Origin of the sequence: Gordonia prachuapensis (assembly GCF_036350515.1) — a bacterium.
Lineage (GTDB): Bacteria > Actinomycetota > Actinomycetes > Mycobacteriales > Mycobacteriaceae > Gordonia > Gordonia prachuapensis.
In genome coordinates this window covers 11,306-28,058 of sequence record NZ_JAZDUE010000016.1, presented here as the reverse complement: position 1 = coordinate 28,058, position 16,753 = coordinate 11,306, and the positions used below count along the sequence as shown (strand labels likewise).

The 16,753-nt window shown below is 67.1% G+C and carries 15 protein-coding genes and 1 pseudogene; 4 read left to right on the top strand and 12 right to left on the bottom strand.

Features of this window, described 5'->3' with window-relative positions; all coding sequences use genetic code 11:
* Positions 1–10 precede the first annotated feature (10 nt).
* The 9 genes and pseudogenes from V1Y59_RS18140 to V1Y59_RS18100 all read right to left on the bottom strand — a co-directional run bounded on the left by V1Y59_RS18140 (position 11) and on the right by V1Y59_RS18100 (position 9,009).
* Positions 11–958 carry a PDR/VanB family oxidoreductase gene (locus V1Y59_RS18140; protein WP_330506347.1) on the bottom strand — a complete coding sequence of 316 codons (948 nt, stop codon included), beginning with the start codon at positions 956–958 and terminating at the stop codon, positions 11–13.
* Positions 959–993: 35 nt separating this feature from the next.
* Positions 994–1,512, bottom strand: coding sequence for a cupin domain-containing protein (locus V1Y59_RS18135; RefSeq protein ID WP_330506346.1), 519 nt, complete (start codon positions 1,510–1,512; stop codon positions 994–996).
* A gap of 46 nt (positions 1,513–1,558) precedes the next feature.
* Positions 1,559–1,927 (bottom strand): RidA family protein, encoded by a 369-nt coding sequence (locus tag V1Y59_RS18130; protein ID WP_330506344.1) that lies wholly within the window; start codon positions 1,925–1,927, stop codon positions 1,559–1,561.
* A gap of 38 nt (positions 1,928–1,965) precedes the next feature.
* Complete coding sequence (locus V1Y59_RS18125; protein WP_330506343.1) at positions 1,966–3,504, bottom strand: aldehyde dehydrogenase; 1,539 nt, start codon at positions 3,502–3,504, stop codon at positions 1,966–1,968.
* Positions 3,505–3,741: 237 nt separating this feature from the next.
* Positions 3,742–4,281, bottom strand: a complete 540-nt coding sequence (locus tag V1Y59_RS18120; protein WP_330506342.1) for a MarR family winged helix-turn-helix transcriptional regulator — start codon at positions 4,279–4,281, stop codon at positions 3,742–3,744.
* 179 nt (positions 4,282–4,460) lie between these two features.
* The gene (locus V1Y59_RS18115) at positions 4,461–4,736 is read right to left on the bottom strand and encodes a hypothetical protein (protein WP_330506341.1); all 276 of its coding nucleotides are present in this window, start codon (positions 4,734–4,736) and stop codon (positions 4,461–4,463) included.
* A gap of 1,469 nt (positions 4,737–6,205) precedes the next feature.
* Positions 6,206–7,234, bottom strand: a complete 1,029-nt coding sequence (locus tag V1Y59_RS18110) for an epimerase (RefSeq protein ID WP_330506466.1) — start codon at positions 7,232–7,234, stop codon at positions 6,206–6,208.
* 24 nt (positions 7,235–7,258) lie between these two features.
* Positions 7,259–7,591, bottom strand: a pseudogene (locus V1Y59_RS18105) (SRPBCC family protein); the annotation flags it as partial.
* 119 nt (positions 7,592–7,710) lie between these two features.
* Positions 7,711–9,009 carry a lipase family protein gene (locus V1Y59_RS18100; protein WP_330506340.1) on the bottom strand — a complete coding sequence of 433 codons (1,299 nt, stop codon included), beginning with the start codon at positions 9,007–9,009 and terminating at the stop codon, positions 7,711–7,713.
* Positions 9,010–9,346: 337 nt separating this feature from the next.
* On the opposite strand from V1Y59_RS18100, the gene V1Y59_RS18095 reads away from it, so the two are divergent.
* Positions 9,347–10,513 (top strand): TY-Chap domain-containing protein, encoded by a 1,167-nt coding sequence (locus V1Y59_RS18095; RefSeq protein ID WP_330506339.1) that lies wholly within the window; start codon positions 9,347–9,349, stop codon positions 10,511–10,513.
* 174 nt (positions 10,514–10,687) lie between these two features.
* Here the strand turns inward: V1Y59_RS18095 and V1Y59_RS18090 are convergent, their stop codons facing one another.
* The 3 genes from V1Y59_RS18090 to V1Y59_RS18080 are packed head-to-tail and all read right to left on the bottom strand — an operon-like array spanning position 10,688 to position 13,611.
* Positions 10,688–12,004, bottom strand: a complete 1,317-nt coding sequence (locus tag V1Y59_RS18090; protein WP_330506338.1) for an amidohydrolase family protein — start codon at positions 12,002–12,004, stop codon at positions 10,688–10,690.
* Positions 12,001–12,954 (bottom strand): PDR/VanB family oxidoreductase, encoded by a 954-nt coding sequence (locus V1Y59_RS18085; protein WP_330506337.1) that lies wholly within the window; start codon positions 12,952–12,954, stop codon positions 12,001–12,003. Before V1Y59_RS18085 ends, V1Y59_RS18090 begins: the two co-directional genes overlap by 4 nt.
* 60 nt (positions 12,955–13,014) lie before the next feature.
* Positions 13,015–13,611: a helix-turn-helix domain-containing protein gene (locus tag V1Y59_RS18080; protein WP_330506336.1), complete on the bottom strand. Its 597-nt coding sequence runs from the start codon at positions 13,609–13,611 to the stop codon at positions 13,015–13,017.
* A 219-nt stretch (positions 13,612–13,830) separates the two neighbouring features.
* Here V1Y59_RS18080 and V1Y59_RS18075 point away from each other — a divergent pair, with 219 nt between their 5' ends.
* The 3 genes from V1Y59_RS18075 to V1Y59_RS18065 are packed head-to-tail and all read left to right on the top strand — an operon-like array spanning position 13,831 to position 16,738.
* On the top strand, positions 13,831–15,117 hold the full coding sequence (locus V1Y59_RS18075; protein WP_330506335.1) for an amidohydrolase family protein: 1,287 nt from the start codon (positions 13,831–13,833) through the stop codon (positions 15,115–15,117).
* Positions 15,117–15,890, top strand: coding sequence for an ABC transporter ATP-binding protein (locus V1Y59_RS18070; RefSeq protein WP_330506334.1), 774 nt, complete (start codon positions 15,117–15,119; stop codon positions 15,888–15,890). The genes V1Y59_RS18075 and V1Y59_RS18070 overlap by 1 nt, the downstream gene beginning before the upstream one ends.
* Entirely contained in the window at positions 15,887–16,738 is an 852-nt protein-coding gene (locus V1Y59_RS18065) for an ABC transporter permease (protein WP_431309220.1), read from the top strand. Before V1Y59_RS18070 ends, V1Y59_RS18065 begins: the two co-directional genes overlap by 4 nt.
* The last annotated feature ends 15 nt before the right edge of the window (positions 16,739–16,753 follow it).

Here is a 16,753-nt window from a genome sequence, read left to right as displayed (position 1 = left end):
TGGAATCCTTCTAGAGGTCGAGGACGAGTTCGGCGGAGCGGCAGCGGGATACGCACGGGAACATGGTGGTGTTCTGTTCGTGTTCGGCGTCGCTGAGCAGGAAGTCGCGGTGGTCGACGTCGCCCTTGACGACGGCCACCTCGCAGGTGCCACAGATCCCCTCGGTGCACGAGCTCGGCACGTCGACACCGGCGTCGAGCAGTGCGTCGAGGACCGAGACGTCGCAGCCGACCGGGATGCGGCGTCCGCTCTGGTCGAGGATCACGTCGAATGCGCTGTCGTCACCGGACGGTGCGGCGACGACGGGGGCGGCGAACCGCTCGGTCCGTAGGGTCGCCCCCTCGGGGACCACCTTCTCCACTGCGTCGAGCAGCGGGGCCGGGCCGCAGCAGTACACGACGGCACCCGATCCTGCACCGCCGATCACGGCGGCGAGATCCGGGAGTCCGCCGACCTCGTCGTCGGCGTGGATCGTCGCGGCGTGGTGAGCGCTGACCTCGTCGACGAATGCCATCGACTTGCGTGAGCGCCCGGCGTACAGCATCTTCCACGGATGCCCGGCCTGTTCGAGGTGACGCATCATCGCCACGATCGGGGTGATCCCGACACCACCCGCCACGAGCACGTGTTCGGTGGCGTCATCGTCGACGCCGAACGCGTTGCGGGGGCCGGCGACCTCGATCTCGGCGCCGACCGACAACCGGTCATGGACGTGCACGCTGCCGCCCCGGGACTGCTCGGTGCGCAGCACCGCGACCGTCCAGTGCGAGGGGTCACGCGGGTCGGAGCACAGGGAGTATTCGCGCGTCAGTCCACCCGGGAGGTGTAGGGCGATGTGTGCGCCCGGTTCCCAGGTCGGCAGGTCTGCACCGCTGGGGTCGACGAAGGTGACGCTGGTGATGCCGTCGGCCTCCCACGTCTTCTGCTGGACGCGAAGGACTCTCGTGTCTGCGGACATCGGTGATCCTCTCGGACGGTCGGTCGGGGACGGCGTCAGCGGGTGACGCCGAACATCTCCGAGCTCGGTGGGTAGGTGGGCAGTTCCGGCTTCTTGGAGCCGATGATCACGCAGAACAGCGCGTCGACGTCGCCGACGTTGGCGAGGCTGCGGGGAACGCCCGCGGGCACGCGGATCAGGTCGCGGTAGCCGAGCTTGCGGACGGCCTTGCGGTTGCCGTCCTCCACGTCGTGGACGGCGACCTCGAGTTCACCTTCGAGGACGAAGAACACTTCCTCGACATCGTGGTGGGTGTGCTCGGGACCGACAGCGCCGACGGGCAGGCGCATGTTGGAGAAGGTGAAGTGCTCGGACGGCAGGGTGCGGTTGTCACCGTCGTGGTTGCCGGTGGCGCCCGAACCGATGTAGCGGATCTGGGCTCGCTTGAACCGATCTCCGCCCTTGGCGGCCTGGAATCCGAGGGTGTCCCAGTCCTCGTAGCGGGACTCGCGGCCGGCGATGCACGCGTCGATCTGTGCTTCAAGGTCGACGGCCTGCTTCTCTGGTGCACTCATGATGTGTCCTTTCGGTGGTGGTGATGTTCGGGTGGACAGCTGTGGGTCAGCCGCGGTGGGCGATCGCTTCGATCTCGACGGTTGCGCCGTATGGCAGTGCGGCGACCTCGACGAACGACCGGGCCGGGCGCGGGGCGGCGAAGATCTTCTCGTAGTGCCGGTTTGCGGCGTCGCGGAGTGAGACGTCGGTGACGAAGTAGGTGGTCTTGACGACGTCGGTGAGCGCCATGTCGACGGTGGCGAGTCGTTCGGTCAGGCGGGCGACGGCGGCGTCGAGTGCCGGTTCGATGCCGGTGACGGCCTGTCCGTCTTCGTCGACCGACAGTGCGCCGGAGACGAATCCGAATCCGGCCACCTCGTAGGCGGGGCTGTACGGGTGGGCCGATTCGGTGGCGGCGGGTGCGGGGGTGGACATGGGGTTCCTCTCGGTGGTGGCTGAGGTGTCGGCTCGGTCTATCGGGGTGTGCCCCACTGCATGGGGGCGTCACTGCGGTCGAGGTAGATGCTTTTCTGGTCCGAGTACTGGCGGATCGCGTCGCGACCCTTCTCGGTGCCCAGTCCGCTGTCGCGCAGGCCGGTGAAGGGTGTGGAGATGGAGAACTGCTTGTAGGTGTTGACCCACACAGTTCCTGCGTCGACGGCGTCGCCGACGCGCAGCGCGCGGCGGTAGTCGCGAGTCCAGATGCCGCAGGCCAATCCGTACACGGTGTCGTTGGCCTGGGCGATGACGTCGGCGTCGTCGTCAAAGGGGATCACGACGCCGACCGGGCCGAAGATCTCCTCACGACTGATGGCGTCGGCGTTGGTGACGCCGGTGAGGATCGTTGGAGGGTAGTAGCTTCCGTCGACGAGCTCCGGGTCGGCGGGGATCTCGCCGCCACACCGGATGTGCGCTCCGTCGGCGACGGCGGCGTCGACCATCGCGGCGACCGAATCGCGGTGGGCCCGAGTGATCATCGGGGCCACGTCGGTGCGTGGGTCGGTTCCCGGGCCGAGTCGCAGTTGCTTGGCTCGGCGCACCAGTTCGTCGGTGAAGTCGTTGAAGATGCTGCGCTGCACAAAAATTCGTGATCCCGCGATGCAGCTCTGGCCGCTGGAGGAGAAGATGCCGAACAGCACGCCCTGCAGCGCCCGTTCGACGTCGGCGTCGTCGAACACCATGGTGGGTGATTTGCCGCCGAGTTCCAGGGTGATCGGCATCAGCTTGTCGGCGGCGACGTGTGCGAGGTGCCGGCCGGTGGTTGTGCCTCCGGTGAAGCTGATCTTGGCGACCTGCGGATGGCGGACCAACGCCTCGCCGACGGTCCGGCCGGGGCCCGGGAGCACCGAGAGCAGTCCGTTCGGGAGTCCGGACTCCTCGCACAGACGGGCCAGCAGCAGGGTCACCCAGGGCGCCCACACCGGCGGCTTGCTGATCACCGCGTTACCGGCGGCCAGTGCCGGAGCGAGTTTCTGTGCGTCCGAGGCGATTGGCGAGTTCCACGGCGTGATGGCGCCGACCACGCCCATCGGCTGGTGCGTCGACATCGTCAGCCACGGTCCGCGCGGGGTGGTGACCGTGTCGTCGGCGGTCTCGAGCGCGGCGGCCATGTAGCGGAACGTGTTTGCCGCGCTCGCTGCCAATGCCTTTGTCTCGCTGAGCGTCTTGCCGGTGTCGAGGGTCTGCAGTGCGGCGATGCGGTCGGCATGGAACTCGACGGCGTTGCCGATGCGATGCAGGACGGCCGCACGTTCGTGCGGGAGCATCGCGGTCCAGCCGCTCGCGTGTGCCGCGGCGAGTCCGGTGGTGACCGCGACGTCGACGTCGTCGGGGGTTGCCGCGCGCAGGGTCGCGAAGCGGCGACCGGATGCCGGATCGATGGACTCGATCGTCTCGCCCGCTCCGGTCACCCACCGACCCGCCACGTAGATCTCGTCGAGGAGATCGCGGCTGGGGTCGACGCCGGCCCGGGTGTGGGCGGGCGCTGGTTCGGTGCTCGCGACGAGTGACATTCGATGGTCCGTTCCGACTGGGCGAGCCGACGGCTGCGTGGCTCTGGCTGGGCTGTCGCGCTGTCTTTATCTTTGCGCTAAGACAGTTGTAGAGCCTTAGCGCTAAGACGTCAACAGTAGAAACCGCAGAACAGAGCTTTGTAACACCGGGTTTATCTGCCCGAAACGGAAGCGACGCAGGTCACATAGGGTGTGTCGCCGGTCACGGGCCGGCCGGAAAATTTCTCGCCGAGATGGTCAGCCGGCGGTGATCGGGTCCGACTCGCCCGGATCCAGACCGTCGCCCAGGTGAGCGGACCGGGCCGATTTCTCCAGCCGCCCGAGCAGACGGGCCAACTGGGCGGCGTCCCGCTCGGAGAACTCGTCGAGCATCGACGCAAGCCGGGCGAAGTGTTCGTCGGCCACCCGATCGACCAGTTCGGCGCCCGCGGGGGTGAGCTCGACGTAGACGACGCGTGCATCTTCGGAGTCCCGCGTCCGAGTCACCAGGCCCGCATCCTCGAGTCGTCGCACACGCAGCGACAGACCACCCGTGGTCACCAGGGTCAGCTCGGCGAGCTCGCCCGCCGTCAGCCGATGGTCCGGGACGGCGCGTCGTAGGCAGGCCAGCACATCGAAGCCGGAGTCGGTGATGTCGTGCTCTTCGAAGGTGGCGCCGATCCGCGCCTTGTAGACGAGGAAGCTGCGGTGGAGTCGGCCGAAGACCTTGAGCGCCGAGACGTCGAGGTCCGGGCGTGCGACAGCCCAGCGGGCCACGATTTGATCGACTCCGTCCATGATGCGTTGAGACTACCCACATGCTGGGCGTATCGGCCGGTGACGACACGTATCCTTCGCCACTGGATCGTCGTCGACGAATAGCTGCTGCTACGGGTCGCAGTCCGAGAACAGGCCCAGGACGTACGCGGACGTGAGGATGAGGCAGCGCACCGCGGCCGCTTGTACGACCTGGTCGGTCAGAGGAAGAGACTGAACACCGACCAGGCGAACAATGCCACTCCGGAGACGGCCACGCCCCACGCTACCGCCGCGCGGGCAGGAGGTGCTTTCCACCTCAGACATCCGCCGAAGACCGCGATGACAAAGCCAATCAAGACTCCACTATTGCCGAACGCCATGGTAGGTGCGATCGGTGCTGTCACGATCACCGCGACGACCACGAGTAAGTAGGCAATCGCCACGCCCGCCACGAACTGCAGGGCCCGCTTGACAATAAGCGCCGATCTGGCCATACCAGGTCTTGCGGCCATCAGATGTAACCCGCACTATCGGGCGGGTCCTCTGGAAGTCTACGAGTCAGATTGTTCGCGAACGAATTCCAGACACTGCCGGATAGCCCGGCAATTCCTGGAATAGCCGTCACGCCCCGGACTGGTCCCCACGCGTCTACCTGGAGGTCCCACAAATCACCTGAACTCGGCAGGAACTGGAACGTGATGAAACGCCCATCGCCTTCGACATGGCCTAGACGTGATTCGATTGCGAATCCATCGTCATCGACGTCAGTGATCGTCACCGGTTGAGGGACATCGAGTCCCGGAACTGCGTCGAGGCTTCATTGCTTCCCCTCATACACAGTCGGCCCGCATCCGGTGAACGGAAAGTATGTGTCAAAGTTCGTAGCCACCTCACGAGTGATCGCCGACGGTGTCCAGCTGGGTGAGGCACGGAAGGTGAATGTTTTCTCGTAGCTTCCATAGCCACCGGGAGAAACTGGAAGGTCAACAGGAACGGCCTCGAGGTCAAGAATGCGCCGTAAACTCTCCGCGGCCTCGGCCACACGCCGCGCAGCAATCTCGTCTGCATCGGCGAGAGCACCCACTCGGGACGCGATGAACTCAGCCCATCCTGCCGCGTCCTCCCCGCCAGAGTCGCTGTACACGCCCCACGTCTCAGTGACTCTGTACCCCGCTTGTTCGGTATCACCTACCGCATTCATTACTGCGCGCGAAAAATAGTGAACCTCTTGAACTCCGTTCGTGGCTGCATCAGCGAGATCCTGCAGCCCGCCATCTATCGCTCTGTTTCGAGACAGAGCCCTACCCACTGCAGCCGAGGCTGCTTCGTGTCCTTCGCCGGACCAATCCGACTGAAGCGCAACACCAACCCGGTCCAACAGCTTGGACGCCTCCCCGACTGCCGTGAGCGCACCCTGCAGCAGGCTGGCGATCACCGATGAAGCGTCAGCCGCGGCCCACGCGGAAACTCGAGCACGGGTGACCGGAGCGATCCGTGTGCGCTCGTCACCTCCAGACATCAATGACCCGCCTGCTCAATCGTGGCAGCACCGTCGGCATCAGCATTGCTGTATGCAGATCGCGCAACATCGAGTTGATGGGCGAGTACCCGCGCAGTCCTACCGCTGTCCCGCGCTGCCCGCTCGATCAGATGACCGGACTCGGAAAGTGCATCCGCAGTGGCTGACCCCTTTACCGACGTGTTCACGAGGTCGAACAGCGTCCCAGCCAGCTGCGCTGGTGCAACCGCAGTTATCTCCGACAGAGCATTCGTCCAAACGAAGCTCGCTTCTTCATCGAAACTAATGTGATCGGACACTGCCACCCCCGTTTACCTGGCAATCTCCCGATGACAGTAGCAGGCAAGGGTCCTGCTGCGGCGACGACTAGGACTGCCGCCGAAGTCGGCCCGCGTGATGGCGTCTGGGCGGAAGGGCCGCAAACAGCACCGTACGCGGCCAGAGTCACCAACTTCGCGCCAGCAAATCCGCCAACGCACCATCCAGTTCTGGGAACCGGAACTCGAATCCGACGTCGTCGAGCACTTCCGACCGTGCACGCCGCCCGGTGAGTCCGAGCGCCGGGTCCGTGCGCAGCACGAGGGCACCGACTCGCAGCAGCGGTGCTGGCGTCGGCGGCGCGGGCGGCCGGTGCAGTGCGCGCCGCAATGCGGCCATGAGTTCGTTGTTGCGCACCGGGTTCGGGCTCGCACCGACCACCACCCCGTCGGGGATCGTGATCTCTGGGTCGAGGCCGAGTGCGGCGCGGGCGATGGCGAGCCAGTCGTCGACGTGAATCCAGCTGAACCACTGCCTGCCTGAGCCGACCCGGCCACCGAGCCCGACGCGCGTGAGATCGGCGAGACGCTTCATCGCGGGGGCCTGACCGTCGAGCACGATCGAGGTCCGCAGGATCACCAGGTGGTCGGCGTGCGCACCTTCCGCAGCGTTCTCCCACGGCTGCGCCACCCCCGTCATCTGCGGCAACCCCTCAGGCAGCGGGGTCATCTCGGTGCACCACTGTTCGCCGGCGTCGCTCCAGATCGCCGTCGTACTCGCTTGCAGCCAATGCTCGATCGGGGTGTCCCGCTGCTTCGACGCCTCGACCAGGGCTCGGGTGGCAGTCACCCGGCTGTCGCGCAGTAGCGCCACATTTCGTTCGGTCGGACGACAGTCCAGCAGCTTGCCCGCCAGGTTCACCACCGCGGTCGGACGGTCATCTGTCAGCACGTCGGCCCAGTCGCCGATGGTGCGTCCGTCCCATTCGATCTGCTCGAAAGGCGAAGCAGCATCGAGACTTCGGGTGAGGATCACCGGTCGGTGGCCGCGGCAGGCCAGGTCGGCGGCGAGATGCCGGCCGAGTGCGCCGCTGCCGCCGGCGATGACGACGTTGAGCGCGTCGGCTGCGGAAGCGAGCTCGGCGAGACGAGCCAACCGTACGAAGTCGACACGATCGGTCAGGTGTGGGGTGCCGGCGAGCAGGGTGCGACTCATGGTTCCGGATTTCGCTGTGGTGGTGACTGTTTCGGTGACCACGCACCCGTTTGGTGTGGGAGTGAGACGAAAGTCGATCACCGCCGCACCTACCGGTTCCGGTTGGGTCAGCTGCAGGTGGCGGCCGGCCTCAACGATTGCGATCTCGAAGGGCGGCGCCAGGCGGCGATGAAGTGGACCGGCAATCTTGTGCGTTTGGACGTACGACCCTCGCCCGCCGACCTGAATCGGATCATGAAGCGAGACAGAGCGATATCCGCTGTGCCACTCGGGCAACCGAGATGGGTCACCGAGAACCTGCCACACGGCTTCGGGATCAAGGGCGATGAACTGCGAGTACGACTTTGTACTGGCCATGTCTCACGGTAAACCCGGGCGTGTGCGTTGGCGCTGTCGTGATCGTCACGTTGACATTGGCACAAGACGCAACGCGGTTGCCGTGCGTGACCGGTCCTCTCGCCGAAACGGACCCACGGTCACGCCACCGACGAATCCTCCACCTCGACCGCACCGTCTCGCCCATCCGACCAGATGCGGTCGGTGAGCCGTCGCAACGCCGCCGTGGGTGGCCGCTGTCCCGCCACCGCCATCACGGTTTTGTCGGTCGCCGGCCGGCCTTCGAGCCGACGCGACAACCACCCGACGGCCATCGGGCCGGCGAGGGGAAGCAGCGAGTAGTGCTCGCTGAGCTGATCTCGCACGTAGGTCACCGTGACGCCCTGGTCGCGGTAGCGGGCGACCTGGCCGTCGACGTCGTCGACGCTGATCACCTCGTCGCGCACTGCCTGGATCACCAGCAGCGGGATGTCCGGCTTGTGGGCGCCGAGTTGCAGGTCATCCATCATCTCCACCATCTTCGGCTGGGCGAGCGCATCGGCCAGCGGGATGTCGAGGTAGTCGTCGATGTCGTGGTTCCTGAAGTGGCGCAACGCATCCAGTGTTGGCATCTCGGCGATCTCCGCCAGGTGACGGCGTCCCTTGTCGGTGGCGTGCTTCTCGATCATCTGGTCGAGCTGCGGGTAGACGCGGCGCAATCCGGCGATCGCCATCACCGGCAGGCCCGCGTGGAAGCTGCCGTTGAGACGCATCAGCGCCGACGCCATGTCGCCGACCGGTGAGCCGAGCACTGCGCCGATCAGGTTGAGTTCCGGCGCGTAGGTCGGGGCCATCTCCGCGGCCCACGACGTCGCCATCCCACCGCCGGAGTAGCCCCACAGGCCAACCGGGGTGTTGGCGGGGAGTTCGTGGTCGGGGAACGACAGGGTGGCGCGGATGCCGTCGAGGGTGCGGTAGCCGGGTTCACGCGGGGCTCCCCACGCGCCGAGCATGCCTTCGTGGTCGGGGATCGAGACCGCCCAGCCCTTGGCCAGGGCACGACGTACCACCATGAACTCGAAGGGGGCGATGGTTCGGCCCGCGTCGGCGCCCTTGCGCAGCGCATATGACGGGAAGCACTGCGAGGAGACCGCGTCGATCGCGCACTGGAACGACAGCAATTGGAAGCCGGCGCCGGAGGCTGGTTTGCGGGGCAGCACGACGGTGGTCGCGGCCACGCACGCCGCGCCGTTCAGGTCGGTCGAACGGTACAGCAGCTGCCACGCATCGCTGCGGTGATGCGAGGCCCAGAAGTCCTTCAACTCCACCTGCCGGGATCGGATGATCTCGCCGGGACGCATCCGCCGCAGGCCCGCCGGCTCGTCATAGAACGGGTCGTCGGCAGGCAGCAGCGACGGCCCGACGACACTGTCGTCCGGCGCCTCAGCCTGTGTGGTCATGGTCTCCTCATCTCTGCGTTACCCACTATTCAACGTCCGGGGATGAGGCCGGATTTCGGCAGAAGACTGTGGCAATCACTCTGTGACCTGGCGATGTTGTCGTTTCTCACAGCCATCGATGTAACGCCGCGCACGTTTGCGACCGATTGAGAGGTCAGCAGCGTTGCCGGCAGGTGGATGCGGGTTCAGAACCGAGCCCCGGCTCATCCGATCCGACCTGTCAGACCCCTCACCTACTGTTCACACATCGCGACGACGCGACGCCCCGGCGAGGACAGCCCCTCACCGGTGACACACGATGCGACCGGGACGCCTGGGTCCGACGAAAGGAGAAGTCATGCGAGACTTCGATTTCGACTCCGCCGTCGACGACGCGTGGCGCGAGTTCCGCGCGGATCTGGCCGACCGGTTGGCTTCCTTGCAGGTCGGTGAGAGACATACCGTCAGGGCGTCGCACGAGCTCGGAGTCGGGCCGTGCGCTGTGCTCACGTTCACCGTCACCAAGGCCAATCGTGTGCGCTGCACCGCGCACGCATCGGACCTCGATCCGACGCCGCACGTCCTCGCCGAGCAGCTCGACGTCCTCGAATCCGCCGGATGGCGGCTGCTGCGTGATGGTCGGATGATCACCGAAGTCGGCCGACGACGTGTCGACGAACTGGCGCAGGTCGCGATCGACGCGTTGAGGCAGCCGTGGGAGGTGCTGCATCCGGCGTTTCTCACCGGCCCGGCTCCGGCCCGGCCCGAAGCGTCGGTCGCGGTTGGTGTGTACCCGACATCGCGGGAACACCTGCTGCGCTTGGTATCCGGCGCTCTGGAAGAGATCGCGGGACGACCGGTGGCGGTCGATGCGGACGGTGACATCCCCCTGCCCACCGGCACCATGCCGTCGTGGCTGCGGGTCGTCGCCCAGCAGCCGACCGTGGAGTTCTTCGCGACGCTGGTCGACGAGGTGCCCGATGCCACGGCCGCCGCGGAGTTCATCGCGCGGGAATCGGTGCGCTGGCCGGGCATCACCCTGGTGCTTCATCAGACGACGCTGACGGCGTTCTCGTCGGTCGAGATGGCGGCATTTCATCGCGAGAATCTCGTCGCCGGTATCCGGCGCTGGCTCGAGTTCATCGCCGAGTCATCGCCGCAGGTCATCGAGGCGATCACCGGTGCGGGGCGACCGGAAGCGTCCGATGCGGAACAGCTGCCCGACCCGTTGCAGACGCTCATCGTGCTCGATGACGACGGCTCCACGCTCGATGCGCACGAGGTCGCGACCATCTGTGGTCACGATCAGTCAGCGATCCTCGGCTACATCCGCACCAGCCAGGAGCAGTACCTGGAGTGGATGAAGTCGGCGGCCGAGGCCGACCTGGCCGGTGATGCTGACGAGGCGTCGGCCTGCCGGCACGAGGAACAGGCGTGGCGGGCGACCACGGAGCAACTGCGTGCGGCGTTGCGGGTGGTGGTGTTGCGGGGTCACTCGAGTTCGGAGCAGGTTCGGGAGGGGTAGCGGAGGAGCATCACCACCAGATCTCTGAGGAGCTCCGGAGCGTTAGCGGAGGAACGTCACGAAGGGGGTGGTTGCGCGGCCCTTCGTGACGCATCGCTCGTTCCTCGCGAGGCTCCTCAGGGACCAGGGGGGTGCGGCCCTTCGTGACGCATCGCTCGTTCCTCGCGAGGCTCCTCAGGGACCGGGGGGTGGGGCTCCACAGGGGGCGGGGCGCAGGTCGGCGGCGAGGGCGCGTGAATCTGCGGTGAGCAGTTCTCCGTCGCGGACCACCCAGCGGCCACCAACCATCACATCGCGCGGGCGGCGGCCCGGACCGGCCCACAGCAGGCCGTCGAGCGGGTCGGGCACACCGGCGTCGTGCACGTCGGAGCAGTCCCACACGCACAGGTCGGCGGCGGCACCGGGACGAAGGTGGCCCAGCTCGGACCTGCCCAGTCCGGCCGCCGAACCCTCCGTCGCCATCGCCAGACACTCCCGAGCCGACACCGGCTCGCCCACCAGTCCCGACACCTGCATCGCCAGCCGTGCGTCGGCCAGCAGGTGCCCGGCGTCGTTACTGCCGCCGCCACTGGTGCCCAGACCCACCTTCACTCCGGCGTTGCGCAGGGCGGCCACCCGGGCGACACCCCAGCCCATCGGTACGTCGCACCCCGGCGCGTGGGTTGCAGAGGCGCCCGACCGCGCGAACAGGTCGAGTTCGGCGTCGGTGATCTCGCAGAGGTGCGCGACGGTCACGTCGTCGGCAAGCCACCCCCACTCGTCGAGCAGCTCCAGCGGACGGCGGCCGTACTTCTCGGCGGCGATCTCCACATCGATCTGCTCGTTGGCCTGCGTCCGACGACGCAGGCCGAGCCGCGCCGCCACCTCGGCGAGCGCGGCAAAGGTCTCGGGTCCGTCGGCGTGCACCCCGGACGGGCCGACCGCCAACTGCAGCATCCCGTCGGCCGTCACACCGCCGACGGCGTCGAGGAGGTACGTCTGGTGGATGTCGGCCACCGATTGTGCGGCGGCGTCCGGATCGTCGCGGGCGGTGCCGCGGACGAACACCAACCGCGCACCCACCCGTCGCGCGGCACCGATGGTGGCGCCGGCCATCGCGACCGGATCCTGATCGCGTGGCCAGGTCAGGTGATGATCGGCCACCGTCGTCACGCCGCACAGCAACGACTCGGCCGCACCCACCGCCGCTGCTGCTGCAGTGAGCTCCGGACCGACACCGGCCTCGCGGTAACGCTCACCCATCCGGGCCAGCCACTCCCGCATCGGCAGGAACCTGGTGTCCGGACGGGACCGAAACGCGCTCTGCAGCAGGTGATGGTGGGCGTTCACCAGCCCCGGCGTGACAACGCAGCCGGACACGTCGACCACCTCGGCGTCCGCGGGGGCCGGCCCTTCGACGACCGCGCCGTGACGCACCACGACCGGCCCGGAACCGACGGTCCGGCCGTCGATCATCACCGAGGCCGCACCCTCCAGAACCAGCGTGGTCATAGTTCGAGAACCAACCGTCCACTGGTGCAACGGGATACACAGATCATCATGGATTCGTTCTCCGACCGTTCCTCCGGCGATAGGATCGCGTCGCGATGATCGACCTCGCCGCTCACCACGCCGGTCTCACATGTCCCGCACATGCCCTCGCGGCACGAGGACGGTGCCACCACTCCGCGCCCGTCGAGGACGTCGAGGATGGTCTTGTCCGCGGGCACGGTGACGGTGGTGCCGGAGAACGCCAAGGACAGCTCGAACGGTTGGTTCGGTGCACCGACACCGACTGCGGCGGTGAATCGTTCGGCGAAGGAGTCGACCGCCGGCTGCGGTGCGCAGGCATCGGCGACCGCGTCGAGCATCGTCGGCGGGCCGCACACGTACACGGCTGTGCCCCGGGGCAATCCGGTCAACTCCTCCCCCAGGTTGAGGCGGCCGGAGAGCGTGGACTCCTGGATGGCGACGCGGTCGGGGTGCGCGGCGAGGAGGTCGTCGACGTACGCCATCCGCGCACGCGACCGCCCGACATAGATGAGCCGCCACGGTCGTCCCGCACGTTGCGCCTCCTCGATCAACGCCCGGATCGGCGTGATACCGATGCCACCGGCTACAAACACGTACTCGAGTGCACGGGTGAGCGCGAAGTGGTTGCGTGGCGGACTGATCCACGCCTCACCGCCGACGACGAGGTCGTCGTGCGCGGAGATCGATCCGCCGCGGCTGTCGGTGCGACGTTCGACGGCGATCCGGTAGGTACCGGCATCATCGGGTGCAGGACACAGCGAGTACTGGCGGACCGGACCCGCTGGGGTGGTCAGATCGATGTGCGATCCCGCTGTCCACGCGGGCAACGGATCGTCGCCGGTCGGGGCGAGCTCGAACTCGTCGATGAGCTCGGCGACATGCTGCCGGGACACCACACTGACGCGAATCTGGTTGGTGGACTGATACATCGGAGATCTCCTGGGAAGAGCTGTGATCTCCGCCAAGTTCCCAGCCATGGGAACCACTCCCTACAGTGACGCCTGCACCACGATCAGGTGCGCGACATCGGGGCCGACGAGCCGCCACCGATGAGGAATGCCGCCAGCGTAATAAAGGCTGTCACCTTTGCGCAATTCGACATAGCGTCCATCCCCGAGGTCCACCTCGACCTCGCCGACGACGACGTGCAGCCACTCGTCCTGCTCGTGCTGGAAGTAGTCGCCGTAATCGCGCCTGCTCAACACCTGTTCCTGCGGATAGAACGCGGCCGTGCCGGTGACCAGCAACCGGGCGTACCCGGCGTCGTCGCCGGCCTGCGGCAGCAGCGCGCCCTCATCCGAGCGCACGATGTGCGTGCCCTCCGGCGCGGGCGTGGGGGTGTTGCGGGCCAGTGCGGGGTCGGCGGCCAACATCAGACTCACCTGCGTTGTACTCAAGGCCCGCGCGATACGTTCCAGCGTCGTCATACTCGGGCGCGCATACCCACGCTCCAGCTGAGACAGGAAAGAATGCGAGATCCCCGCCTGGACAGCAAGATTCGCCAGCGTCGTGCCGCTCTCCTTGCGTCGGCGACGGATCTCGGCACCCAACGACACCTGCGCCACATCCGGCTCATCGAGTGCCATGTGCATCACCTTCCCAGATTCGCCGGCATTGGTTACACGCCCGCAGCCTTGGTTAACAGGGCCGCAACAGAGCGGTCCTAACTTGGGCGTTGTTGACGTGATCAACATTTAGCACGAAACCGCACGCTTCGCCGATCCCAGCCACGGCGGAACCACCGAACAACCTACGACGCTCATATCCACTGTCCGCCAACCGAACCACCACCGAGGAGGCCGCCCATGGAGGCAACGCCCGCCCGCCCGATGCGTGGCATCACCGGGTCGTCCGGCGACGGCTCTCCGGTGGACGTCACCGTGTCGGTCGACGCGGACGGCGTGGCGCGGGTGTCCGAGATCCGTCCACATGTAGACGACTCGCTGATCACCGGCTCGAACTGGCTCGACCTGCGCGGATTCGTCCTCACCGCCCCGGCCGCCGAACCGCACGCGCACCTGGACAAGGCACTGTCGTGGTCGGAGCTGAACCCACCGCTCGGCGACCTCACCGACGCCATCACCAGCTGGCGCACCGGCAGTGTCCAGCTCGGGGAGGAGTCGTTCCGACGACGAGCTCTGCAGGCCGCGACGGCCATGCTGCGCAACGGCATCACCGCGGTCCGCACCCACGCCGACATCCTCGGCGACGACGACCCGCTACGTGCCGTCCGAGCCCTGGTCGACGTGCGCGAGCAGCTTCGCGGGCTGATGACGATGCAGATCGCCGTCCTGGCCAGCCCGCTGACACCAACACGTCACATCGAAGCCGCCCTCGACGCCGGCGCCGACCTGGTCGGTGGCGCACCGCACATCGCCGACGACCCCGCCGCGGAGGTCACGCGACTTCTCGACCTCGCCGAATCCCGCGGCATCGGAACCGATCTGCACATCGACGAGTTCATGGACGGCGATCACCTGACCATCGAGCACTACGCCGACCGCGTGGTCGACTGGCCGGCCGAACGCATCCGCACCGCCGGGCACTGCAGCCGTCTGTCCACCCTGCCGCCCGCGGATCTGGCGTTCGTCGCAGCGGCCCTGGCACGCGCCCGCATGTCGGTCGTCGCACTGCCCATCACCAATCTCTACCTGCAGGGACGCCAGGGCGCGTCGGCCGGTCGGCGCGGCATCACCGCGATCGATGTGCTGCGTGACGCCGGGGTGCTGGTGGCCGGTGGCGCCGACAACATCCGCGACCCGTTCAACCCGGTCGGGCGTGCCGATCCGCTGGAGACCGCATCGCTGCTGGTGACCGCCGCGCACCAGGCACCCGATACCGCAATGGAACTCGTCACCGACAACGCCCGCGCCGTCCTGGGTCTCGAACCGGCGGGCCTGCAGGTCGGGGCGCGGGCCGATTTCCTCGCGGTCCGCGGCACCGACGTCGTCGACGTGATCGCCACCGCCCCCGCCGACCGTGTGGTGATCGTCAACGGCACACCGGTCGCCCGCACCGAGACCACCAGTTGGACGGCGATCGCGCCGTCGAGCACCGAAACGACCCCTGTCCCCTGCGTGATGGAGCGATGATGAACTCACCCGAATCGACCACTCCCCGATCGCCCGTCGGCCATCCGCTGGTCGGATTCGAGCACAGCGAACTCGTCTACCCCGACGGCACCCATGCGCTGCGCGACGTGAATCTCACCGTCCGCGAGGGCGAATTCGTCAGCGTCGTCGGACCCTCCGGCTGCGGCAAGTCAACATTGCTGCGGCTGTCCGCGGGACTGGAATCCATCACCGACGGCTACATGCAATGCGGAGCCGACCGCGTCGGCTACGTCTTCCAGGACGCAACCCTCCTGCCGTGGCGGACGGTGTGGGACAACGTCGCGCTGTTCGGCGAGCTCGACGGTGTCCCCCGCGAGGACCGCAAGCATCGCATCGCCGCGGCACTGGCCACCGTCGGACTCGAGGGGTTCGAAGATCACCTGCCGCACATGCTGTCCGGCGGTATGCGCATGCGGGTGTCGCTGGCGCGCTCGCTGACCCTGGACCCCGACCTGTTCCTGTTCGACGAGCCGTTCGCCGCGCTCGACGAGATCACCCGGGAGCGCCTCGGCGTCGAACTCAACGAACTGTTCGCCGCCAAGGGTTTTGCCGGCCTGTTCATCACCCACTCGGTGTCGGAGGCGGCGTTCCTGTCCAACCGGGTGCTGGTGATGTCCGGTCGTCCCGGAACCATCGTCGACGAGATCGAGGTGCCGTTCGACTTCCCCCGATCCCCCGACCTCCGTTTCGAACCCGAGTTCGCCGAGATCTCCGGCCGCATCTCCCATTCCCTGAAAGAGGCCCACTCGTGACCACCACCGACACGGACCCCAAGTCCACCACCGAGGTGGCCGTGGCAGCGCGCAGCAAGCCTCCCAAGAAGTCGCGCAACGTGCTCCGCGGGTTGTCTGGACCGCTCATCGTACTGCTCCTCGTCCTCGGGGCGTGGTATCTGGTGAGCTACGCCATCCTCGATCCCGACCGTCGGTTCCTGATGCCGCCGCCGCACAAGGTGATCACCGACGGCCTGTTCGGCCCGTCGGCGCAGGAGATGTGGGAGGCGTTGGGCCGCACCACCGTTGTCGCGCTGACCGGTCTCGCCATCGCCGCCGCCATCGGCATCACCTGGGCGGTCATCATGTCCCAGTCCCGCATGATGGAGAACGCGCTGTTCCCGTATGCGGTGATCCTGCAGTGCATCCCGATCCTCGCCCTGGTCCCGCTGGTCGGCTTCTGGTTCGGATTCGGCTTCAGCGCACGCGTGTTCGTCTGTGTGCTGATCGCGCTGTTCCCGATTGTGTCCAACACGTTGTTCGGGTTGAAGTCGGTGGACCGGCAGATGCGCGACCTGTTCGCGCTGCACCACCCCAGCCGGATGACCGTGTTGCGCAAACTCGAGTTCCCCGCCGCCCTGCCGGCCATCTTCGCCGGGCTGCGCATCTCCGCGGGCCTGGCCGTGGTCGGCGCCATCGTCGGCGACTTCTTCTTCAAGCAGGGCAATCCCGGCATCGGCATCCTCATCGACAACTACCGGTCCCGCCTGCAGTCCGAGGAACTGTTCGCGTCGATCATCCTGGCATCCCTGCTGGGCGTCGCCGTCTTCTGGTTCTTCGGCTGGCTCGGCAACCGCGTCGTCGGCCGCTGGTACCAACCCACCTGATTCGTTCACGTCCCC